The 16,422-nt window shown below is 60.5% G+C and carries 13 protein-coding genes; 12 read left to right on the top strand and 1 reads right to left on the bottom strand.

The window, feature by feature from the left end; genetic code table 11:
* The first annotated feature begins 10 nt into the window (after positions 1-10).
* The 9 genes from accB (at position 11) to coq7 (ending at position 9,976) form a co-directional block, all read left to right on the top strand.
* On the top strand, positions 11-478 hold the full coding sequence (gene accB / locus R5R33_RS07390; RefSeq protein ID WP_318955381.1) for an acetyl-CoA carboxylase biotin carboxyl carrier protein: 468 nt from the start codon (positions 11-13) through the stop codon (positions 476-478).
* A gap of 15 nt (positions 479-493) precedes the next feature.
* Positions 494-1,837: an acetyl-CoA carboxylase biotin carboxylase subunit gene (gene accC / locus R5R33_RS07395; RefSeq protein WP_318955382.1), complete on the top strand. Its 1,344-nt coding sequence runs from the start codon at positions 494-496 to the stop codon at positions 1,835-1,837.
* A gap of 437 nt (positions 1,838-2,274) precedes the next feature.
* Positions 2,275-3,165 carry a 50S ribosomal protein L11 methyltransferase gene (gene prmA, locus R5R33_RS07400; protein WP_318955383.1) on the top strand — a complete coding sequence of 297 codons (891 nt, stop codon included), beginning with the start codon at positions 2,275-2,277 and terminating at the stop codon, positions 3,163-3,165.
* Between the two features lie 65 nt (positions 3,166-3,230).
* Positions 3,231-4,526 (top strand): DUF3426 domain-containing protein, encoded by a 1,296-nt coding sequence (locus R5R33_RS07405; RefSeq protein ID WP_318955384.1) that lies wholly within the window; start codon positions 3,231-3,233, stop codon positions 4,524-4,526.
* A gap of 146 nt (positions 4,527-4,672) precedes the next feature.
* Positions 4,673-5,710, top strand: a complete 1,038-nt coding sequence (gene dusB / locus R5R33_RS07410) for a tRNA dihydrouridine synthase DusB (protein ID WP_318955385.1) — start codon at positions 4,673-4,675, stop codon at positions 5,708-5,710.
* Entirely contained in the window at positions 5,707-6,006 is a 300-nt protein-coding gene (fis, locus tag R5R33_RS07415) for a DNA-binding transcriptional regulator Fis (protein WP_105102945.1), read from the top strand. Before dusB ends, fis begins: the two co-directional genes overlap by 4 nt.
* 126 nt (positions 6,007-6,132) lie before the next feature.
* Complete coding sequence (gene purH, locus R5R33_RS07420) at positions 6,133-7,722, top strand: bifunctional phosphoribosylaminoimidazolecarboxamide formyltransferase/IMP cyclohydrolase (RefSeq protein ID WP_318955386.1); 1,590 nt, start codon at positions 6,133-6,135, stop codon at positions 7,720-7,722.
* 288 nt (positions 7,723-8,010) lie between these two features.
* Positions 8,011-9,306 carry a phosphoribosylamine--glycine ligase gene (gene purD, locus R5R33_RS07425; protein ID WP_318955387.1) on the top strand — a complete coding sequence of 432 codons (1,296 nt, stop codon included), beginning with the start codon at positions 8,011-8,013 and terminating at the stop codon, positions 9,304-9,306.
* 22 nt (positions 9,307-9,328) lie between these two features.
* Positions 9,329-9,976: a 2-polyprenyl-3-methyl-6-methoxy-1,4-benzoquinone monooxygenase gene (coq7, locus tag R5R33_RS07430; RefSeq protein ID WP_318955388.1), complete on the top strand. Its 648-nt coding sequence runs from the start codon at positions 9,329-9,331 to the stop codon at positions 9,974-9,976.
* 88 nt (positions 9,977-10,064) lie between these two features.
* Here the strand turns inward: coq7 and R5R33_RS07435 are convergent, their stop codons facing one another.
* On the bottom strand, positions 10,065-10,472 hold the full coding sequence (locus R5R33_RS07435; RefSeq protein ID WP_318955707.1) for an OsmC family protein: 408 nt from the start codon (positions 10,470-10,472) through the stop codon (positions 10,065-10,067).
* Positions 10,473-10,796: 324 nt separating this feature from the next.
* Here R5R33_RS07435 and crp point away from each other — a divergent pair, with 324 nt between their 5' ends.
* From crp to R5R33_RS07450, 3 genes are all read left to right on the top strand, one after another.
* Positions 10,797-11,432, top strand: a complete 636-nt coding sequence (gene crp, locus R5R33_RS07440; RefSeq protein WP_318955389.1) for a cAMP-activated global transcriptional regulator CRP — start codon at positions 10,797-10,799, stop codon at positions 11,430-11,432.
* A 390-nt stretch (positions 11,433-11,822) separates the two neighbouring features.
* The gene (locus R5R33_RS07445; protein WP_318955390.1) at positions 11,823-13,778 is read left to right on the top strand and encodes a transporter substrate-binding domain-containing protein; all 1,956 of its coding nucleotides are present in this window, start codon (positions 11,823-11,825) and stop codon (positions 13,776-13,778) included.
* Positions 13,779-13,941: 163 nt separating this feature from the next.
* A complete protein-coding gene (locus R5R33_RS07450) occupies positions 13,942-16,422 on the top strand; it encodes a TonB-dependent receptor (protein WP_318955391.1) in 2,481 nt (826 codons plus the stop codon).

Here is a 16,422-nt window from a genome sequence, read left to right on the forward strand (position 1 = left end):
TGAAACTGCTATGGATATCCGCAAAATCAAGAAACTGATCGAACTGCTCGAAGAGTCCGATATCGGCGAGCTGGAGATTAAAGAAGGTGAAGAATCCGTGCGCATCAGCCGCGGCGTGAGCGGCGCCTCCTTCCAGATGCCGCAAATGATGCAGATGCCGATGGCACCTGCCGCCCCCGCCGCAGCACCAGCACCGGTTGCTGCACCTGCCGAAGCCAAGGCGGAATCCGTACCTGCACTGACCGGCCACCCGGTGAAATCCCCGATGGTAGGCACCTTCTACGCCGCCGCCAGCCCCGGTGCCGATCCTTTCGTGAAAGTCGGCCAGAAAGTAAAAGCTGGAGACGTGATCTGCATCGTCGAGGCGATGAAAATGATGAACCAGATCGAGGCCGACAAAGCCGGCACCATCGAAGCCATCCTGGTGGACGACGGCCAACCGGTAGAGTACGACCAGCCGCTCGTCATCATTTCCTGAGCGGGGTGAGTGCGCATGTTTGAAAAAATCCTGATTGCCAACCGCGGCGAAATTGCGCTGCGCGTGTTGCGCGCGTGTAAAGAGATGGGCATCGCCACCGTGGCGGTGCACTCCCAGATTGACCGCGACCTCAAGCACGTACGCCTGGCGGACGAAGCCGTGTGTATCGGCCCCAACCCGTCACCCAAGAGCTACCTGAACATCCCCGCCATTATCGCGGCGATGGAAATCACCGATGCGGTGGCGGTTCACCCGGGCTACGGTTTCCTGGCGGAAAACGCTGACTTCGCCGAGCAGGTACAGAAGAGCGGCTTCACCTTTATCGGCCCCGATGCCGATACCATTCGCCTGATGGGCGACAAGGTGTCTGCGATTGCGGCAATGAAGAAGGCCGGTGTACCCACCGTACCCGGTTCCGACGGCCCACTGCCCGCTGATGGCGAGAAGTGTATGGAGATCGCGCGCAAGATCGGCTTCCCGGTGATCATCAAGGCCGCTGCCGGCGGCGGTGGTCGCGGTATGCGCGTGGTGCACAGCGAAGGCGCGCTGCTGAATTCCATTTCGGTGACCAAAGCCGAGGCCGGTGCGGCCTTTGGTGACAGCACCGTATATATGGAGAAATTCCTGCAGAACCCGCGTCACGTGGAAATCCAGGTGATGTCCGACGGCCAGGGCAATGCGGTGCACTTCGGCGACCGCGACTGCTCCCTGCAGCGCCGCCACCAGAAGGTTCTGGAAGAGGCTCCGGCCCCCGGCATTCCGGACAAGGTGCGCAAAGATGTTCAGGACGCCTGTGTGCAGGCGTGTATCGATATCGGTTACCGCGGCGCGGGCACTTTTGAATTCCTGTACGAAGACGAGCGCTTCTACTTCATCGAGATGAACACCCGTATCCAGGTGGAGCACCCGGTTTCCGAGATGGTCACCGGTGTCGACCTGATCAAGGAGCAGATTCGCGTCTGCGCCGGCGAGAAGCTGTCGTTCAAGCAAGAAGACATCGTAATCCGCGGCCACTCTTTCGAGTGCCGAATCAATGCCGAGGACCCGAAGACCTTCTTCCCGAGCCCCGGCAAGGTGGAATCCTTCCACGCGCCCGGCGGCCTGGGTGTGCGAGTGGACTCCCACCTCTACGCCGGTTACACGGTGCCACCGAACTACGACTCCATGATCGCCAAGATCATCACCTACGCAGAGGACCGCGAGACTGCGTTGGCCCGCATGCGTGTGGCGCTGAGCGAGACGATCATCACCGGGATCAAGACCAACATTCCGCTGCAGGAAGAGTTGGTGCGGGATGAGGCGTTTGCCCGCGGTGGAGTAAACATCCACTACCTCGAGAAAAAGCTCGGGATGGAATAAATCCTGCACTTCGCTTTGCTGCCCCTAGGCATTCCGATTGAAGCGGGCCCGGTGGCGGCAAAGCACCGGGGATCCGTTTTTGAAACCGCTGTGAATACGTCCCTGTACGCTGCGTCGCAAACATCCCTGTTTGCGACGCTTTCAAAAACGGATCCCCGGCACTTTTCCTTCCGCCCCACCTCCCCTACCCTGTTAGCTGATTTTCACTCCCAGAAGGCACTGAACGTTGACTCGAAGGCTTCGATGCCGGTAAGGCTCTGTGAGACCTTCCGCGAGAGGGGCCGAAGGCGCCGTGAATACATGGAGCGGCCGGGCCACCTCGCGGAAGAGCCCCCATGGATGGGTTTACGGCGTGTCTCGCAGAGCCTTACCGGCAGCGGAGCCGCCACGGACCATCAGGCCACCACCCAAATACCCCAAATGCCGGAACCGAAGAAATGCCCTGGCTCCAATTACGTGTAAACACCACCCGCGATCAGGCGGAAAAAATCGAAAATGCCCTGCTGTTCGCCGGCGCGGTCTCGGTAACCCTTGAAGACAACGCCGACCAGCCCATCCTCGAGCCGGGCCTCGGTGAAACTCCGCTGTGGGATCAGACCCTGGTGACCGGCCTGTTCGACGCCGAAGTCGACACCGGCGTTACCGAAGCCAAGGTCTCTTCCTACCTGTGTGAACTGTTCACCGGCGCCCGCTGGGAACAGCTCGAAGACAAGGACTGGGAGCGGGAGTGGATGAGCCACTACAAACCCATCCAGTGCGGCGACAACCTGTGGATCTGCCCCAGCTGGTGCGAATCGCCCGCGCCAGAGGCCGTCAACATCATGCTCGACCCGGGCCTCGCCTTCGGCACCGGCACCCACCCCACCACCTTCCTGTGCCTGCAGTGGCTCGCCAGTGAACCGGTACAGGGGAAGACCGCCATCGACTATGGCTGTGGTTCCGGCATCCTCGGCATTGCCGCGCTGCTGCTTGGCGCCGACCGCGCACTCGGCACCGACATCGACCCCCAGGCCCTGATCGCCAGCCGCGACAATGCGGTGCGCAACGGTATCGATCCCGAACGCTTCCCGGTGTACCTGCCCGAGAAAACGCCACCCGCCTCCGTGGCCAGCGCGGACATCATGCTCGCCAACATCCTCGCCGGCCCGCTGGTGGAACTGGCCCCGCAGCTGATTGAGCGCACAAAACTGGGGGGACGAATCTGCCTCTCGGGCATCCTTGCCAGCCAGGCGGAGCGGGTGAAGGCGGCGTATAGCCAGTGGATCGACTTTGATGCGGATGCGCAAAAGGAAGAATGGGTACGCCTGAGCGGAACGCGGGCCCGATGAGCGCACTACGCCCGAGGGCGCAGGGCTGATAAACTTCTCCGCCAAAGCAATAATCGTCGAATTCCATGTCGCAACTGGTCACCCGCTGCCCTCATTGCAGCACCTCGTTCCACGTCACCGAGCAGCAATTGCGTGCCGCGCGCGGCGCCGTGCGCTGTGGTTCCTGCCTGCAGGTATTTCGCGCCGACGAAAACATCGTTTTCAATGAAGGTGATCCGCAGCCCGCCAGCCGCAAAGCCATTGAGGAGCTGCTGGATGACGACGACTTCCTGATTCACGACGACATCGAGCTGGAGGGCGAGGACCATAGTGACGACGAGCTCCCCAGATCCCGCGCGAACAAAGATCGCCAGCCCGGCCAGCAGGCTCACGAAAGCGTCACCGACCAGAGTCCCCTGATCGGTGACGCCTTTGGCGAGCAGCAGTGGCAGGAACTCGACCGCGACGACGCGCAACAGGAACTGGACCTGCACCGCGAACTGGAATCCGAACTGGACGAATTGAGCGGGGTCGACGACGATCCCTGGGCCGCGGAAATCGCCCGCGAGGAATCCAGCGGTGTCGGCCGGCGCAAAAGCGACGGGCACCGCGATCGGGAGCTGCCGGAACAGCGTGAGGAAGACCTGTTCGCCGACGACCTGCTGCGGGAACAACTGGGCGAGCCCGATGATCCGCTGGCGGAAGAAGAATTTCCCTCAGACGACTTCACCGCGGAGGACATGCAGCGCATAGCCGGCAGCGGCGCCAAGCGCCCGCAGCCGGCCGCGACCAGCGCACTCGACCCGCACCAGCTGGATCAGGCCCCTCTGCTGCCGCGGGACCAACTGATTTCCGCTATCGGCCCCGCCCCCATCGAAGTCAGCTGGCAGCCGAAGCGCCACCGGCGCGTGCCGAACTGGTTGTGGGTGCTGGGCGTACTGTTTATGGCACTCGGACTCGCAGCCCAGACCGCCTACTTCCGCTTCGACACCCTCAGCAAACGCGACCCGTGGCGCCAGCTATATGCGGCGGCTTGCCCCGCGCTGGGCTGCACGCTGCCGGCACAGGTGGACATCACCGCCATCCACACTTCAAATCTTGTGGTGCGCAGCCACCCGCAGATCGCCAATGCGCTGGCAGTGGAAGCGGTGCTATTGAATCGCGCGCCCTTCGACCAACCCTTCCCGACCCTGCAACTGCGTTTTACCGACCTCAAGAATGCGCCGGTCGCCAGCCGCCGTTTCGGGCCCTCGGACTACCTCAAGGGAGAATTGTCCGGGCGCAAGCTGATGCCCGCCGGCAACCCGGTACATATCGCGCTGGAGATCGTCGACCCGGGCACCGAAGCGGTGAACTACGAACTGCGTATCGCTCCGCAATAAGCCAGCCGCAATTCGCGGCTGGCGCCCATTGCTACAAACTGTTGCACAAAGTTCGCCCTAAACGGCCAGCCATCGAACAATTTGAGCGCTTTTTCGCTTTTCCAGTGGCCTGCCAGCCGCTATCATAGGCCGCTCTTTGACACCCGATGACACCAGACCCGCGGGAGGGCGAGTTGCCCACGGAATTGCCAAGCAGCTTCGCCATAGGCCCCTATAACATCGGTGCGCCAGTCATTCTGGCGCCCATGGCCGGCGTTACCGATCGCCCCTTCCGCAAACTGTGCCGCGAACTCGGCGCCGGTCTGGTGGTATCCGAAATGGTCACCTCCGACACCAGCTTGTGGGACAGTCGCAAATCGAGAATGCGCCTGGATCACGCCGGTGAGTCCGGCCCTATTTCGGTACAAATCGCCGGTGGCGACCCGGAGATGATGGCAGAGGCCGCGCGTGAGAACGTCAAACGCGGCGCGCAGATCATCGACATCAATATGGGCTGCCCGGCAAAGAAGGTGTGCAAAAAAGCGGCGGGCTCCGCCCTACTGCGCGACGAAAAACTGGTCGCCGACATTCTGGAAACGGTGGTTCAATCCGTCTCAGTACCAGTGACGCTGAAAATTCGCACTGGCTGGTGCCCGGATTCCCGCAACGGAGTGACGGTTGCCAAAATGGCCGAGGATCTCGGTATCTCCGCCCTGGCAGTCCACGGCCGCACCCGCGCCTGTGGCTACCATGGTCAGGCCGAATTCGATACCATTGCCGAGATTGTGTCAGCGGTGAAGATTCCCGTCTTTGCCAACGGCGACATTACCGGTGCGGAGAAGGCCCGCAAGGTGTTGGACTACACCGGCGCTGCGGCGGTCATGATTGGCCGGGCGGCTCAGGGACGTCCATGGATATTTCGGGAGATCGCTCATTACCTCGCAACGGGGGAGCAGCTGCCGGAACCCTCACTGGATGAAGTCAGGGACATATTAATCACTCACCTGAGTGAGCTACACCGTTTCTACGGTGCGGTTATGGGGGTACGTATCGCCCGCAAGCATGTGGGTTGGTACGTGAAAACACTCGCCGACAGCGAGGACTTTCGCCAGACCTTTAACCAACTGGAATGCGCAGAAGCACAACATGCCAGCGTTCGTGAGTGGTTTGAACGCCGAATAACTAGAGGGGCAAAAGCGGCATGAATAACGAAGCACTGATTCCGGATACCAGCGATGTGGTATCCGCCGGGGGCCAGGTTCAATTGCAACAACCGCAAGCGTTACGCGACGCGGTTGAACAGGCGATGGAAAATTACTTCCGTCACCTGGACGGTCAAATGGTGACCGAAGTCTACGATATGGTGCTGTCCGAGATCGAGGCGCCGATGCTGGAAGTGGTGATGAAACACACCCGCCACAACCAGACCCGTGCCGCACAGCTGCTGGGCCTCAATCGGGGAACCCTGCGCAAGAAGCTCAAGCGCTACGGTCTGCTGTAAGGCGACCCGCCGCCGCGGACAGTGACGCCCGGGCGGTAAAAATTCGACGAGGGGGGATGGGTCAAACCCATCCCCCCTCGCTATTTTGTATTTCATACTTTTCTCACTTCAGATGGACGATGCGATATGACTGACAAGGTGGCCATTCGCCGCGCGCTGATCAGCGTTTCCGACAAAACCGGCATTGTAGAATTTGCCCGCGAACTCGCCGCGCAAGGCGTGGAAATCCTCTCCACCGGCGGCACCTACCGTCAGCTGGGCGATGCCGGTATCCCGGTAATCGAAGTCTCCGACTACACCGGTTTCCCGGAAATGATGGACGGCCGCGTAAAGACCCTGCACCCGAAAGTGCACGGCGGCATCCTCGGCCGTCGCGGCACCGACGACGCGGTAATGAATGAGCACGGCATCAAGCCCATCGACATGGTTGTCGTGAACCTGTATCCGTTCAAGGCCACCGTTGCCAACCCCAACTGCGACCTTCCCACCGCCATCGAAAACATCGACATCGGCGGCCCCACCATGGTCCGCTCCGCTGCCAAGAACCACAAAGACGTGGCGATCGTGGTCAACGCCCACAGCTACGACACCGTGATTGAGGAAATGAAAGCCAACGGCGGCGCGCTGGGTTACGAAACCCGCTACGACCTGATGGTGCAGGCGTTCGAGCACACCGCCCAGTACGACGGCATGATCGCCAACCACTTCGGTGCCCGTAACACCAGCAACGAAGCCCGCGAGTTCCCCAACACCTTCAACGTGCAGTTCGAAAAAGCCCAGGACATGCGCTACGGCGAGAACCCGCACCAGAAGGCTGCCTTCTACGTGGAAGCCGACGCCGAGGAAGCCTCCGTGTCCACCGCCACCCAGCTGCAGGGCAAGGAACTCTCCTTCAACAACGTCGCCGACACCGACGCTGCGCTGGAAACGGTCAAGCTGTTCGACGAGCCCGCCTGCGTCATCGTCAAGCACGCCAACCCCTGCGGCGTGGCCGTAGCCGCAGACATCAAGACCGCCTACGAACTGGCCTTCGCCACCGACCCGGAATCCGCGTTTGGCGGCATCATCGCCTTCAACCGCGAGCTGGACGCCGAAACCGCCCAGCTGATCGTCGACAAGCAGTTCTCCGAAGTCATCATCGCCCCCAAGGTTTCCGAAGGTGCGGCGAAAGCAGTTTCCGCCAAGCAGAACGTGCGCCTGCTGGAGTGCGGCGAATGGCCCACTCTTTCTGAACAGCAGGAGCGCCCCGCCACGTTCGACTACAAGCGCGTTACCGGCGGCCTGCTGATCCAGGAAAAAGACAATGGCATGGTTGCCAAGGAAGACCTGAAAGTGGTCACCAAGGTACAGCCATCTGACGAACAGCTGGACGAACTGCTGTTCGCGTGGAAAGTTGCCAAGATGGTCAAATCCAACGCCATCATCTACGCCAAAGATGGCCGCACCATTGGCGTCGGCGCCGGCCAGATGAGCCGCGTCAACTCCGCGCGCATCGCCGCCATCAAGGCCGAACACGCGGGCCTCGAAGTGAAAGGCGCCGTAATGGCCTCCGACGCCTTCTTCCCCTTCCGCGACGGCATCGACAACGCCGCCAAGGTAGGCATCAGCGCCGTGATCCAGCCAGGCGGCTCTATGCGCGACGACGAAGTCATCGCTGCAGCGGACGAGCACGGCATGGCGATGGTGTTTACCGGCATGCGTCACTTCCGTCACTAAGCGCAGATTAATACGACTACCGACACGGGTACGTAATATTCCCGCGCTATACGGGAAGGTTCTGGAGCTGGTGCCCCTTTCCGAGACCGTCTGCGGCCAGGACGGCCGCAGCCGAGCCCCCATCGATGGGTTCACGGCGTGTCTCGGAAAGGGGCACCAGCTTCAGAACCGCCTCAGGACTGGCAACGAAGCGCTCTTAACTACCTCCCAGCTCCAGTCCCTACCCGGCAACCCAGCGCAAAATGCTAAACTAGCCCACCTAAATAACAGGCACGGGGAAACTCAAGAATGAATATCCTGGTAATCGGCTCTGGTGGCCGCGAACACGCACTGGCCTGGAAGGCCGCACAAAACCCCGCCGTAGACACCGTCTTCGTCGCACCGGGCAACGCCGGCACCGCCCGCGAACCCAAACTCCAGAACGTCAACATCGGCGTCGACAACTTCTCCGCCCTGTCCGACTTCGTCGAAGAAAAAGGCATCACCCTCACCATCGTCGGCCCCGAAGCCCCGCTGGTGGACGGCATCGTCGACTTCTTCAATGCCCGCGGCCACAACATCTTCGGCCCCGAAAAAGCCGCCGCCCAGCTCGAAGGCTCCAAAGCCTTCACCAAAGATTTCCTCGAGCGCCACGCCATCCCCACCGCCGCCTACAAGAACTTCACCGAAGTCGAGCCGGCGATCGAATACATCCGCGCCCAGGGCGCCCCGATCGTGGTCAAGGCCGACGGCCTCGCCGCCGGTAAAGGCGTCATCGTCGCCGAAACCCTCGAGCAGGCCGAACTGGCCGTGCGCGACATGCTCTCCGGCAACGCCTTCGGCGATGCCGGATGTCGCGTGGTGGTGGAAGAATTCCTCACCGGTGAAGAAGCCAGCTTCATCGTCATGGTGGACGGTGAGAACATCCTGCCCATGGCCACCAGCCAGGACCACAAGCGCGTTGGCGACGGCGACACCGGCCCCAACACCGGCGGCATGGGCGCCTACTCCCCGGCGCCCGTAGTGACCCAGGACGTCTACCAGCGCGTGATGCAGGAAGTCATCGAGCCCACCGTCAAGGGCCTCGCCAGTGAAGGTATGCCCTACACCGGCTTCCTCTACGCCGGCCTGATGATCAATGAAGAGGGCGCGCCCAAGGTCATCGAATACAACTGCCGCTTCGGCGACCCGGAAACCCAGCCAATCATGATGCGCCTCAAGTCCGATCTGGTTGAGCTGTGCATGGCCGCGGTGGAAAAACGCCTGGACAAGGTCACCGCCGAGTGGGACTCCCGACCGGCACTGGGCGTGGTGCTGGCTGCACACGGCTACCCCGGCAGCTACCGCAAGGGTGACGCCATCTCCGGCCTGGACAAGGCGGATAGCGAAAACGCCAAGGTGTTCCACGCCGGTACCGCGCTGGACGGAGAGCGTGTGGTTACCAGCGGCGGCCGCGTACTCTGCGCCACCGCGCTGGGCGACACCGTGGCCGAGGCCCAGGAAAACGCCTACGAGTGCGCGCGCAAGATCTACTGGGAAGGCGTTTTCTTCCGCAAAGACATCGGCTACCGTGCGGTGGAGCGGGAACAGTCCGCAGAAGCGTAATCGGTCTTTGAGGAACACACGGATGAGCAGTCAACGCCAATTGAGCGGTCTTGATCGCCTGCTGCTGCAGGCGGATCGCGCCCTGCGCACCCTGAGCCCGGGCTCGCCCTGCCACGAACGGCTATCGCCGGCGAAGGCCGTGGACGAGACCGAGCTGACTGACAGCGAACGCCGTCACGCAGCGGGGCTGATGCGGGTAAACCACAGCGGTGAGGTGTGTGCCCAGGCGCTGTACCAAGGGCAGGCGCTGACCGCCAAGTTGCCGCAGGTGCGTGCGGAAATGGAACACGCCGCCGACGAGGAGATCGACCATCTGGCCTGGTGCGAGCAGCGCCTGCAGGAACTGGACAGCCGCCCGAGCCTGCTCAATCCCATCTGGTACGGTCTGTCCTTCGGTATCGGCGCCGCGGCTGGGAAGATCAGCGACAAGGTCAGCCTGGGCTTTGTCGCTGCCACCGAGGAGCAGGTGTGCAAGCATCTGGAAAGCCATCTGCAGAAACTGCCGGCGCAGGATGAGAAAAGCCGCGCGGTGGTGGAGCAAATGCTGGTGGATGAGGCCAAACACCAGCACGCTGCGCTGGATGCCGGCGGGGCGCGCTTCCCCGGGCCGGTGAAAGGGCTGATGACGCTGGTGTCGAAGGCGATGACATCGGTGAGTTACCGGGTCTGAGCTTCCCCACCAAGTTAAATAAAAAAACCCCGAGTCTCAGTGAGGCTCGGGGTTTTTCTTTATCCGGCTGTATCAGCAGCCGACAAACTCAGATTTCTTCAATCCGGTAGCTGTGCACGATCTCAATCCCGGCCTTGCCCAGCATGATGGAGGCCGAGCAGTACTTCTCCGCGGACAGCTCTACCGCCCGCGCTACCTGCACTTCCTTGATGTTGCGGCCGCGCACCACAAATTCCATCTCGATCTTCTCAAACGGCGCCGGTACCGCGTCGGGACGGTGACCCTTGAGTTCCACATGGCAACCGATCACATCCTGGCGGGCCTTTTCCAGAATGCTCACCACGTCGTAGGACGCGCAGCCGCCAACACCCAGCAGGATCATCTCCATCGGGCGGATACCGTTGTTCTTGACACCGCCTTCCATCACCACGGAATTGCCGCTGCCGGCCTCACCGACAAATGTCAGCCCATTTACCCAGGTCACCCGACCCTGCATAACTCCGCCCGCCATGGAACTCTCTCCTGCAAAATTAATGAGGGCGGGGAGCTTATCACAACAGCCTGCGAAATCTGCAGCACAGCGTCACCTGGTACCACTGTTCCAAACCATTCAGCCAAAGTAAGCCTTCACTTACGGCGGTTGTCAGCGCTGTCTACAACCGTTATAAACAACACCCGAACCCAGCGCTTCGCAAATAGTGGCCCAGATCACATTGCGGAGCTTTGCCGCGCCCAGCCCCTGTTGGCACCGGTGTTTTAGCGGGATAATCATTTTTTACCCGGGATCAGGCACAAAAAATTCTAGAAAAGGAGTAGATCCGTGACGGTCGCTACCGAAGATACCCTGTCTACTGGCAACATCGAGGATTTCCTCGCCCACTGCCACCGCCGCCGCTACCCGGCCAAGAGCACCATCATCTACGCCGGTGATCGCTGTGAGTCCTTGTATTTCATTATGCGCGGCTCGGTGACCGTGCTGATCGAGGACGACGAAGGCCGTGAAATGATTGTCGCCTACCTGAACGACGGTGACTTCTTCGGCGAAATGGGCCTGTTCGATCAGGATACCCGCAGCGCCTGGGTGCGTACCAAGACCGAGTGTGAAGTCGCGGAAATTTCCTATAGTAAGTTCCAGGAACTGACCCGTCAGCATCCGGAATTCCTGTTTGCGCTCGCCACCCAGATGGCCGGCCGCCTGCGCAACACCACCCGCAAGGTGGGCGACCTGGCATTCCTCGATGTGACCGGCCGCGTGGCCCGCACCCTGCTCGACCTGTGTAACGAGCCGGATGCGATGACTCATCCGGAAGGCATGCAGATCAAGATCACCCGCCAGGAAATCGGTCGTATTGTCGGCTGCTCCCGCGAGATGGTGGGCCGGGTACTCAAGACCTTGGAAGAACAGGGGCTGGTATCCGTAAAAGGCAAAACCATGGTGGTTTTCGGCACCCGCTGATCCCAGCTTTCGAATCGGGGCACCCCGCTTTGCGGGTGCCCCGCTCTCCCCTCCCGCAACAGCTCCCTATCCTCTTTATTTACTCCCGAGATTCCTCGCCCGCTGGTGGCCCTCCCTGTTGCCGCCGTTTGCCGCAATTGCCAAACAGGCACACTAAAATTCCAAGGTCTCAGCCCGAGGGACCGACCTATGCGGAACCGTAGCGGCGCTGCTCGGTTACTCACAAGCGCATTGTTTATCGCAATGGCGTTGCTTCTATTGGTCACCGCCTGCGACCAACGGCCTCCCCAACAAGAAAACACTGCGCCCAGAGCAGCCTCAACAAGCAGTTACATCGAAACCGGCGACCTCCCTGACATTCGCAAGCGCGGCCTAATCCGACTGGTCACGTTGGGCGGTCCCGAGCTGGATCTGCTGCCGCGAGACAGCATCGTCACCCTGAAAAACGTCAACCTCGCCAACAAGCTGGCGGCGGAACTCAAGCTCGAAGCAATCTGGCTACAGGCAAGTACCCCCCAAGAAGCCCTGGAGATGGTGCGTGACGGCAGGGCAGATATCGCGGCCTACTCCCTGACCGACAACGAGGAGCGGCGCCAACTGGTGGATTTTACCCTGCCCCTGATGCAGGCCCGCCAGAGGCTGCTCACCAGTTTAAACGGGCCGGACATCACCGATCCTAAGCAACTGCACAATGTGGAACTGATTGCCCAGACGGGCTCCACCTATGTGGATACGGCGCGACGCCTGGTCGCGCAATATCCGCAGGCAAAATTATCCATCCTGCAGGCAATCGTGTATGAGGACCGCGATGCATTAGTGGACCTGTTGAATGAGAAAAAAAATCGCGCAGTAATACTCGACGACTACATCGCCGAGAATATGCTCAGTTACCGGGATGATGTGCGATTGGGAGCGGCGGTCACAGAGCCCGAAAATATTGCCTGGGCGGTGCGTAAGGATTCCAAAAAACTGCTCACCACCGTTAACAATTTCCTCACACACAATCTTGTTGAAGCACCAGAGGATCGCATTGCCGACTGGAACGCGATCAAGCAGTCCGGGGTAATCCGCTTTCTGACCTACAACCGGCCCTCCGTGTATTACCTTTGGAAAGGTATGTTGATGGGTTTTGACTACGACCTGGCCAAAGCGTTTGCCGATAAACACGACCTGCAGCTCCAGGTCATCGTTGTCCCCTACAACGAAAAGTTGATCGACTGGCTCAAGGCCGGTCGCGGGGATTTTGCCGGCGCGCTGAAAAATATTACCCAGGAGCGAATCAACGAGGGGATAACGTTTACCACGTCCTATCGGGAAACCCCGGAGCAGGTGGTAAGCAACCGAAAGAAGCCCGAAATTAACAGCGTGCAGGATCTGGCGGGACGCACGCTGACGCTGCGCGCCTATTCCCCTTTTATCACCACCGGTCGCGCGATCAAAAACAGTGGCATTAATGTAAGGGTGGAGATAGCACCCCCCGAAATATCCATTGCAGAGATCATCAACAAAATTGCCGCAGGTGAACTGGATGCAACGGTCGTCGACTCTGATGACGCACTGATGGCATCCTCGCTACAACCAGAGTTGTTACCGGGCACCATGCTCAGCGATCCCAGACCGCAGGGCTGGATGCTGATGCCCCAGAACCGCGAACTGCAGAAAAAGCTCAATCGGTTTATTGCCGACTTCCGCAAGAGCGCGCAGTACGAGGAAAAAATTGCCGCTTACTTTCAGCCCAACAAGCGCTTTACCCAGCAGGTCGCTGCGCGGGTGGTTCCGGGAGAGGATCTCTCACCGTATGACAACCTGGTTAAGGACTCTTCACAGGAATACAACTTCGACTGGCGTCTTGTGGTTGCGCAGATTTGGCAGGAGAGCAACTTCAACCCCAAGGCAGTATCTCCGGTCGGCGCCCAGGGACTGATGCAGGTCATGCCGATGACGGCGGAAGACATGGGATTTCCGCCGCCCGTCTTCGAACCGGAACGCAATATCAAAGCCGGCATCAAGTATCTGAACTGGGTGCGCGATCGCTTTGAGCCGACGTTGCCTGCAATCGACAAGCTCTGGTTCTCCCTCGCTTCCTACAACGCGGGCTATGGTCACCTGCTGGACGCCCGCCACCTCGCGCAGGAAATGGGACTGAATCCGGACGTGTGGTTCGGCAATGTCGAAACGGCCATGCTGAAACTCTCCGAGCCGCAATACTTTTCAAATGCGCGCTACGGCTATGTGCGCGGTGCCGAGCCCGTGCTCTATGTGCGCAAGATCAGTCAGTTATACAAGGCCTACGCCGGTATCGTGAGTGGTGCCGGCGCGGATGAACACCTGCTGCCACTCAAATAACCCCTATGTCGACCCCTCGGTCGTCCTTTCAATTTCCATTGAAAATTCACTCCGGACAAACTTCCTGTGGCGGAAATTTCAACAACCGCATTTTCTTCAGTTTTCAAATGGTATTCTGCGGAAATCTTTTGTAGTTAGATGTGCCAACTCACACACCATGAAAATGACGATCCAAAATAATGGGGGCTCCCGCCGGTTCACTAAAAAGCATCTGGCGCTCGCAATTTCCTGTACCACCCTGCCTTTGCTAACTGCCGCACAGCCCGCAGAGCAAAGCCTGAGCGCGCCGGTTTTCGAAGAAGTCGTGGTGACCGCCAGTCGCCGTGCCGAGAGCGTGATGGACACCCCCATCAATATCTCCGCCGTGGACGGTGGCAAGATTGAAGATTTGCGCCTGAATGACGTGGCCAAGCTGGCCTACTACACCCCGGGTCTGACCGTGGTGGATCGCGGCCCGCGCAATGAGTCACCGGATATTGTGGTGCGCGGCCTCAATACCGGCGGACTCGGTCCGGGCTTCGACAGCAGTGCCGTGGCCATCTACCTGGGGGAAACCCCGCTGTCCGTGGACCTGAACCCGGTGGATCTCGAGCGCGTGGAAGTGCTGATCGGCCCGCAGGGAACCCTGTATGGCCAGGGCACCCTCGGCGGCGCCATCCGCTATATCCCGCGCAAGGCGGAATTCGGCGAGTACACCGCCGAAGTGCGCGGCAACGCCAGCCGCAACGCCGAAAGCGACAGCTTCGGGCAGGAGTACGGCAGCACCCTGAACCTGGGTTTCAGCGACACGCTCGCGCTGCGCATCAACCTCGACCAGGTCAAGGATCCCGGCTTTATCGACTACAGCTACGTGGTGCGCGAGCCGGGCGTATCGAACCCGCAGCCGGACTTCTCCGACCCGCAAGACGTTGCCGCCAACCTGCGCACTGTGAAAGACGCCAGCGGCGCCGACATCCTGTCGGGCCGCGCCAATCTGCGCTGGGCCCCGACCGACTGGCTGGAAACCAGCCTGTGGCACTACTACCAGGACACCAAGGCCGAGGGCCGCCAGCTGAACAACCAGCTCGCATTCGGCACCGGGCGCTATGAATCCGCAGCGCGCGTCGAGGAACCCAACCACTTCACCAACAAGCTCACCAGCCTGGAAGTGAGCGCGGATCTGGGCTTTGCCGAAGCCACCGCCACCTACGGTGAGTCCCAGTACGACGAGCTCGGCCAGCGCGACCAGACCGACCTGCTGCTGGGCTTTGAGTATGGTTACGAAGAATTTCCCAGCTTCTCCGCGTATACCCGCGAGGAAGCCATGGAGGAAACCGATACCTTTGAGCTGCGCCTGGTCTCCCAGAGCGACGGACCGCTGTCGTGGGTCGCGGGCTATTTCACCACCGAGAAACAGTGGGACTACGCCAGCATGGAGTTCGTGCCCGGCTTCGACCAGTTCGCGGTGGATAACTTTGATGGCATACAGCTGCGCCCGGACGCTCTTGAGTACATCGAACTCACCGACCGCCTCAGCAAGGAATCCGCGCTGTACGGTGAAGTGAGCTACCAGATTACCGACCGCTGGTCGGTCACCGCCGGCTATCGCGCCTACGAGTATGAGACCGACATCACCGGCGGCTTTGGCCTGCCGCTGCTCGAGACCGTCTGGGACGGCGCCCCGCAGGATGCCATCAATGTCGATCTCCGGCGCAACAAGGGTAGTGACGACGGTGACCTGTTCAAGTTCAACACCTCCTGGGACATCAATGATGACGGCATGGTGTATTTCACCTATTCCCAGGGCTACCGCATCGGTGGCGTGAACTCGGTTCCGGAGTGCAGCCCGGAGCAACTTGCCGGTGAGGACGACGGGCAGAAGCTGTGTGCCCAGTCTCACGAGTTGGCTTACCAGCCGGACCTGATCGACAACTACGAGATCGGTTACAAGGGCCTTGTCGGCGAGCGCGTTTCCCTGACCGCAGCGCTGTTTTATATCGACTGGAGCGACCTGCAGCTGTCCAGCACCACCGAGTTTGGCAACCTGCCGATTCTGGCCAATGGCAGCACCGCCTTCAGCCGCGGCCTGGAACTGCAGGGGCAGTGGATGATCCGCGACAACCTGGATCTGAGCTTCAGCTACGCCTACACCAATGCGGAACTGAGTGAAGACGCACCCGGTCTGGTGGGCGATTACACCGCCGAGAAAGGTGCGCGCCTGCCGGGACACGCAGAACACCAGGGCTCCATGAACCTGAATTACCGCACGGCGTTGCTGGGCCAGGACCTGCTGCTGAATTACGGCCTGGTCTACGCCAGCGATGTGTATAACACCGTCGGCGGTCCGGAAGACCCGCTGTACTACATCGACGAGGAAACCGGCGAGCGCATCGACGGCGATCGCGGTGGTGAAGCCATTCCCGGCTACGCGGTCCACCATATCTCCGCCAGCCTGGAGCAGGATAGCTGGCTGGTTCAGGCCTATGTCGACAACCTGTGGAACAAGTATTACGTCACCGGCACCCGCAACAGCCGCCGGTCGGATATTCTGCAGAGCGAGACCGACGGCCCCGGCACCCTGTACGGTGACTTCAACCTGCGCTCCTACGCGCAGTATGTGGGTACACCGCGTACCATCGGCGCCCGGGTGACCTACCGTTTTTAA

The sequence above is a fragment of the Microbulbifer pacificus genome (genome assembly GCF_033723955.1).
Lineage (GTDB): Bacteria > Pseudomonadota > Gammaproteobacteria > Pseudomonadales > Cellvibrionaceae > Microbulbifer > Microbulbifer pacificus.

Coding starts and splice junctions, on each gene's coding strand:
- R5R33_RS07435 (WP_318955707.1), bottom strand. CDS start 10,472: ATGCAGGGTCGGGTGACCTGGGTAAATGGGCTGACATTTGTCGGTGAG.
- purH (WP_318955386.1), top strand. CDS start 6,133: ATGACTGACAAGGTGGCCATTCGCCGCGCGCTGATCAGCGTTTCCGAC.
- coq7 (WP_318955388.1), top strand. CDS start 9,329: ATGAGCAGTCAACGCCAATTGAGCGGTCTTGATCGCCTGCTGCTGCAG.
- fis (WP_105102945.1), top strand. CDS start 5,707: ATGAATAACGAAGCACTGATTCCGGATACCAGCGATGTGGTATCCGCC.
- R5R33_RS07450 (WP_318955391.1), top strand. CDS start 13,942: ATGACGATCCAAAATAATGGGGGCTCCCGCCGGTTCACTAAAAAGCAT.
- accC (WP_318955382.1), top strand. CDS start 494: ATGTTTGAAAAAATCCTGATTGCCAACCGCGGCGAAATTGCGCTGCGC.
- dusB (WP_318955385.1), top strand. CDS start 4,673: ATGACACCAGACCCGCGGGAGGGCGAGTTGCCCACGGAATTGCCAAGC.
- prmA (WP_318955383.1), top strand. CDS start 2,275: ATGCCCTGGCTCCAATTACGTGTAAACACCACCCGCGATCAGGCGGAA.
- R5R33_RS07405 (WP_318955384.1), top strand. CDS start 3,231: ATGTCGCAACTGGTCACCCGCTGCCCTCATTGCAGCACCTCGTTCCAC.
- accB (WP_318955381.1), top strand. CDS start 11: ATGGATATCCGCAAAATCAAGAAACTGATCGAACTGCTCGAAGAGTCC.
- purD (WP_318955387.1), top strand. CDS start 8,011: ATGAATATCCTGGTAATCGGCTCTGGTGGCCGCGAACACGCACTGGCC.